The organism is Turicibacter sp. (assembly GCF_017941855.1).
Lineage (GTDB): Bacteria > Bacillota_I > Bacilli_A > MOL361 > Turicibacteraceae > Turicibacter > Turicibacter sanguinis.
In genome coordinates, this window is record NZ_JAGAVR010000087.1 from 1 (window position 1) to 4,944 (window position 4,944).

Annotated in this window: 8 protein-coding genes; 6 read left to right on the plus strand and 2 right to left on the minus strand. The window is 34.9% G+C overall.

What is annotated here, in order from left to right:
• Nucleotides 1-153 precede the first annotated feature (153 nt).
• Both J6D32_RS09590 and J6D32_RS09595 read right to left on the minus strand, forming a co-directional pair.
• The gene (locus tag J6D32_RS09590; protein WP_287467623.1) at nt 154-636 is read right to left on the minus strand and encodes a helix-turn-helix domain-containing protein; all 483 of its coding nucleotides are present in this window, start codon (nt 634-636) and stop codon (nt 154-156) included.
• Nucleotides 637-751: 115 nt separating this feature from the next.
• Nucleotides 752-997 carry a hypothetical protein gene (locus J6D32_RS09595; protein ID WP_287467624.1) on the minus strand — a complete coding sequence of 82 codons (246 nt, stop codon included), beginning with the start codon at nt 995-997 and terminating at the stop codon, nt 752-754.
• A gap of 321 nt (nt 998-1,318) precedes the next feature.
• On the opposite strand from J6D32_RS09595, the gene J6D32_RS09600 reads away from it, so the two are divergent.
• From J6D32_RS09600 to J6D32_RS09625, 6 genes are all read left to right on the plus strand, one after another.
• Complete coding sequence (locus J6D32_RS09600; protein WP_287467625.1) at nt 1,319-2,293, plus strand: ParM/StbA family protein; 975 nt, start codon at nt 1,319-1,321, stop codon at nt 2,291-2,293.
• A gap of 9 nt (nt 2,294-2,302) precedes the next feature.
• Nucleotides 2,303-2,611, plus strand: a complete 309-nt coding sequence (locus tag J6D32_RS09605; RefSeq protein WP_287467626.1) for a hypothetical protein — start codon at nt 2,303-2,305, stop codon at nt 2,609-2,611.
• Nucleotides 2,612-2,723: 112 nt separating this feature from the next.
• Nucleotides 2,724-2,888, plus strand: a complete 165-nt coding sequence (locus J6D32_RS09610) for a hypothetical protein (protein ID WP_287467627.1) — start codon at nt 2,724-2,726, stop codon at nt 2,886-2,888.
• A 284-nt stretch (nt 2,889-3,172) separates the two neighbouring features.
• Nucleotides 3,173-3,514, plus strand: a complete 342-nt coding sequence (locus J6D32_RS09615; protein ID WP_287467628.1) for a hypothetical protein — start codon at nt 3,173-3,175, stop codon at nt 3,512-3,514.
• Between the two features lie 13 nt (nt 3,515-3,527).
• Complete coding sequence (locus tag J6D32_RS09620) at nt 3,528-3,752, plus strand: hypothetical protein (RefSeq protein ID WP_287467629.1); 225 nt, start codon at nt 3,528-3,530, stop codon at nt 3,750-3,752.
• The coding region (locus tag J6D32_RS09625; RefSeq protein ID WP_287467630.1) for a hypothetical protein at nt 3,746-4,944 on the plus strand (1,199 nt) is incomplete at its 3' end. The genes J6D32_RS09620 and J6D32_RS09625, both read left to right, overlap by 7 nt.

Below are 4,944 nucleotides of genomic sequence, written 5' to 3' on the forward strand. Positions count from 1 at the left end.
AGGATGCCTGTACTTCATGACTGGTGGTCTATTCTTCTTCGGTTACATTTATGATCTAGTGGGAGCTATAAAATTATTATTAAAAAAGACAGATACGAATTAATTTCGGTCTGTCTTTTCTTTATGTTTATCGCGATAGAACTATGATTTTAATTACATACCTAATTTTTTTAAATTATGAGCAGTTCTTGCTTCTGAATCGCAAAACGTGATTATCTCTTTATTATTGAATGATGTGAACTCCTTGTAATTAACATCAGAATTTTTTATGAACATTAATTCTTTATTTAAGTTAACGTAAAATTGTAAATTGTCATCATTTCTAAAGATTGTTATCGCGAAAAAATCATCGTGTAAACGCGAAAAATCATCATATTTTAACCCACCTATAATTCCGTATATAGTTTGATACTCTATTTTGTAACCCTTTAGTTCCTCTATCACTTCAACTAATGTGTACGTTCTATTCTCTAATGCAGTTATTAGCGCCTTCCATGTCTCGGAAGAGCCTTCTCTAGTTCCTTGCTCGATATTTCTGATAGCATGAACCGAAACTCCACTACGTTCCGCAAGTTGTTGTTGGGTAATCCCAGCCTTTTGGCGTGCCTCGATTAACCATTCTTTAGTTTTAACCATTTAAACCATCCCTTCGACTCTATGTTATAACTATATTATAATTCATTCACGAATGAATTATACGACTTTTTTTAAAAAAAGAATATAGAATTATTCTTTTAAGCGAAGAGTGAGCCTAAGCCCACTCCACGATATCCTCTAACACTTCGCTGTCTTTCAAACATTCTGCAATTCGGCTTTTACGTTCTGCTTCAAGTTTCAACTCTTCTGCTTCATCCACTAGCTCCCAGTAGTGATTATCGAACAACGATGTAATAAAGCCTAGATCAAACTCTACATCTCGCTCTTTATCTTCACTTTCTGCTAAGTACCATTCAACACATTCTTTCACGGTTTTACAATCTAAGAAATCTTTACTCATTTCACATTTCCCCTTTCGTTTTTGCTCTACACTATAATATATGCAACAGTTGCGCAATAAATACCTAAATCATGGGGAATTATTTAAATTTGTAAACTTTTGCCTTGCCTCACGCATATACTCACAGTGTGAGTAATCTTAGCAGCTCCCCAACCATTCGACATATAGGCTATTTTTGCCCAGTTTGGGGCTTTTTTTATACCTATAAACGATTTTAGGTGCAAATTGTCATACAAAAATAAGGAAAATGGGGTTTATTTTAGGTGCAAATTGTCATACAATAAAATCGTAAGAGAAAAAATCTATTTAGAGGTGAGAGATATGAATTATAAAGTTGGTGGAGATAGTGGGAAATCGTCGACTAAAGTAAGTTTACGTGTGGAGGACGGAAACAATATCCGCAAACAAATTGCAACAACTTGCGAGAAAACAGACACTAAGGCAAAATCAGACTCAAATCACGAGGTATTCTTTAACGGCACACGCTATTTAGTGGGAGAACCTAACAACAAATTGAACTTACGCTTAAGAACTGAGCGTAGCAAAGAGGACGAAGTGCATAAGATATGTCTTTTAACTGCATTATGTCTTGCTATTCGTGAAGCAGAAGGAAAAGTGGATGAGAATAAGGTGACGATTCATAATGTATCAATGACGTTAAATATGCCTTTTAGCGAGTATATTGATAAGACAAAACGTGAGTCAATGGTTCGCTTCTACCAATCTCAAAAAATGGTTGAGATAGTAGTTGATGGTATCAAGTACAACTTAATGTTGCAAGTTCTTCCTTACTATGAAGGGTTAGGAGCTATGCTTTTAAAGGCTGATGATGTAAAATCAAAACGAGTAACTTCACTTGACTTTGGAAGTATGAACGTTGGTTATGCGACGTTTGACAACCTAAAAATTTTAACTGGTGATGAAAACACTGGATCATTAGAGTTAGGATGTCATTCTTTATTGACTAAAATCAAAAAATTATTTAATGATAATGGAGTTAAAAACATCAACGCTGATAGCGAGATTATTCGTGTGTTAAATGGAGAAAATAGCTTTGTACAACGCGACTTAATCATTAAAGCGAACGAATTAATCAGAAATCACGTAGAAACGATTTACACCGAGTTATTTAATTTAGATGTTGACGTAGATAATACAGAAATCATCGCATCTGGTGGAGCGGTTAATCTGTATCAACCATTCATCAAAGAGTTCTTCACAAATGATAACGTCAAAATTTTAAAAGAAAATACAGTATTTGCGAACGCTGAGGGGAGTTTAAAACTCATTAAGTAGGTGAGCAATATGGCAAAGTATCAATACCCAAGAAAAACGATTTATTTCAAAGCAGATAACATTGATTTATATAACTATCTCGAAACGATGGGAAAACAATCGTCAGAATACATCTGTAAGCTCATTCGTGCCGATATGGAACGAGATGACAAGGGCACAGAACAATTAATACTTGAAGAAATTCAACGTCTTAGAGAAGATTTAAAACACGTTAGAACGGAAGCTCCCCTTCCTGTTAAAGACGAATCTCAACGCGAAGATACTGGAGAACATCAAGAGATAGAAGTAAATGATGCCTTTGGCGATTTATTATTATAGTCCTGGACCTTTCCAGGGCTTTTTTTATTCACTAAAAGAGCAAAAAGTGCGAAATTTTTTGTCCATAATTGCATAAACTATATTAGAAGATTGAGTAAAAGGAGGAATGACGATGGCGAAACAAAAATTATATAAGAAGTTGTCGGTCTTATTTTACGAAAAAGACAAGGAGCTCATTGATGGATTAGAGAAAATCTCAGAGTTACGCGAGGACTCAATGAGTAAAATCGTTAAGCAATTAATTGCAGAAGAACTTAAGCGCATCCAGGCAAAATAAAAAAAGGGCTCGAAGCCCCTTAAAGAAAAGCTATTTTAAGTAACTCACTAACTAATTTAATCGTAATTCCAGCATAGATCCAACCCATAATGACACCACCTTCATAATCAATTCAACTAACATTCATATTTTGCGCAACAAAAGGGAATTTTATTCAAGGTTTCGCATATAAATATTAATGTGAGGTGATAAATGATGAAAATATTTGTTGGTTTGGTTTTAGGTTTAATCATTTCAATTCCAGAAATTAAGAAATTGATTGAAAGATCTAAGGGGGAATAAAAATGAAAATTTGTGCTTTTGTAATGAAAGATAATGAGTTAATCGAAGTAGATCCTAAGAAAATTCAAACGGCTACCTTAATGGCTGTATCATTAGCAACAAATAATCCAGTAGCTTTAGCAGCTGAAACAACCAGTGTAAGTGGCGCTTTCGAGCCTATTATCCGTGTTATCACCGATTTAGCCGACCCTGTAGCTTACGCTTGTTTTATCAAGGGTGGCATGTTATTTATGATTGGAAATGAACATGAAGGGAAGAAAGCACTCGGAAACACTTTAAAAGGGTATTTAGTGATTAAATTCGTGCCTCAGTTGATGAGTTTACTTGGGAAAGTAGTTCTATAAAGGGGAGATTGCTATGTTAAGTCAAGGGTTAGAATGGCTATGTGAAAAAGCAGTAGAGTTCTTAAGTGGCGGCTTTATAACTATTTGTGGAGCTTTAGCTGCTCAATCTGAAATATTTGTTATTGGAGCTTTAGTTGGTGCATTCTTTATTATGATGGGGAATAAGCAAACAGGCACTAAAATCACAAGCACAAGCATTTTCTTGTATGTCATACTAAAGGTGATTGGCTCATGTTAAGAAATGACTATGTCACTTATAAATTAATCCCAGATATAAACATAAAAAACAATCACAATGAAATGCTGGCACAATCAATGGCATCCTGTTTTATGGACCCACTTCATCGCATCACCAAAAAGGGGATAATCGAAGTCACAAAATTTTACTTTGATATTGAATTAACCAAAAATAAGACGGAATTTTACTTAACTATCCCTCAAAGTGTCGAAGAAATGGTGATAAATAAGGCAAAAACTATATGGGATAAGGCAAATATTCATCAGAAACCATTAGAAACACAATTCGATATACCCTCAACTGAGTTTGCTGAATTAGTTTTAAAAGATTTTAATTTCAAATCGCTTAGTACAGATAAAGGGGACCTCTATCCTCTCACTAACATCATGGCTATCACCAAACATTTAAAAGAAGATGAACGTGTGCGTATCACAATGTGTTTTGAGCCGATGAAACGTCTTAATTGGATTGCTAAAGCATCGGAAGATTACAAAGCTTTTAAAAAAGGGAAACGAATGAATCGTGAAGCCTCGAAAAACGAGCAACTACTCAAATTAGGTATCCAAGGAGCAGAGTCGCTAATTAATCTATACATCGAGTTTCAAATGCTTATCTTTGAAGCTATATTAGGAACCGTCATGCCTGATGCCGATGAAGAAAAGAAACAAATCATTAACGTTAATATTAACAATGAAGGAGCCACCTTGAACAAAATAGAAGGGTTAAGTCCTCAAACTACTTATAAACAAAGTGCCGAGGATTTTATGACACGAATACTCATTTTATCAGATAGCAAAGATAAACAGAGAGCAAAAACAAGCCTTTTGATGGCTTCAAATTCATTTAAAGACTTGTCAGGTGATAATGAGTTAGTTATGAGGCTTCCTAACCGTAAATATATTAAAGAAGTTCTGAAACATAATTTCGATGGTTCCCAGGAGTTAATTTTGTGCGATCGTGAAGTGGCTAAATTAATCCAGTTACCACAAGCGACACTTCAAAAACTCTATAATGTAGAAAATATTGAAACGAAAGAAGTATCTCTTCCTGTTGAAACTTTAAAAGGAAAAATAAGAGTAGCAGAAGTGAAGCTGCCAAGCCAAAACAAGACTGTTACAACCTACTTTAGTGATGATGTGAAGAAGGTAAGTTTCACCAACGTAGTCATGGGGGCGGAGGGATGTGGGAAAAC

Excerpts from the sequence above, each read along its gene's own strand:
- J6D32_RS09615 (WP_287467628.1), top strand. The coding sequence starts at position 3,173 with ATGAAAATTTGTGCTTTTGTAATGAAAGATAATGAGTTAATCGAAGTA.
- J6D32_RS09610 (WP_287467627.1), top strand. The coding sequence starts at position 2,724 with ATGGCGAAACAAAAATTATATAAGAAGTTGTCGGTCTTATTTTACGAA.
- J6D32_RS09620 (WP_287467629.1), top strand. The coding sequence starts at position 3,528 with ATGTTAAGTCAAGGGTTAGAATGGCTATGTGAAAAAGCAGTAGAGTTC.
- J6D32_RS09600 (WP_287467625.1), top strand. The coding sequence starts at position 1,319 with ATGAATTATAAAGTTGGTGGAGATAGTGGGAAATCGTCGACTAAAGTA.
- J6D32_RS09595 (WP_287467624.1), bottom strand. The coding sequence starts at position 997 with ATGAGTAAAGATTTCTTAGATTGTAAAACCGTGAAAGAATGTGTTGAA.
- J6D32_RS09590 (WP_287467623.1), bottom strand. The coding sequence starts at position 636 with ATGGTTAAAACTAAAGAATGGTTAATCGAGGCACGCCAAAAGGCTGGG.
- J6D32_RS09605 (WP_287467626.1), top strand. The coding sequence starts at position 2,303 with ATGGCAAAGTATCAATACCCAAGAAAAACGATTTATTTCAAAGCAGAT.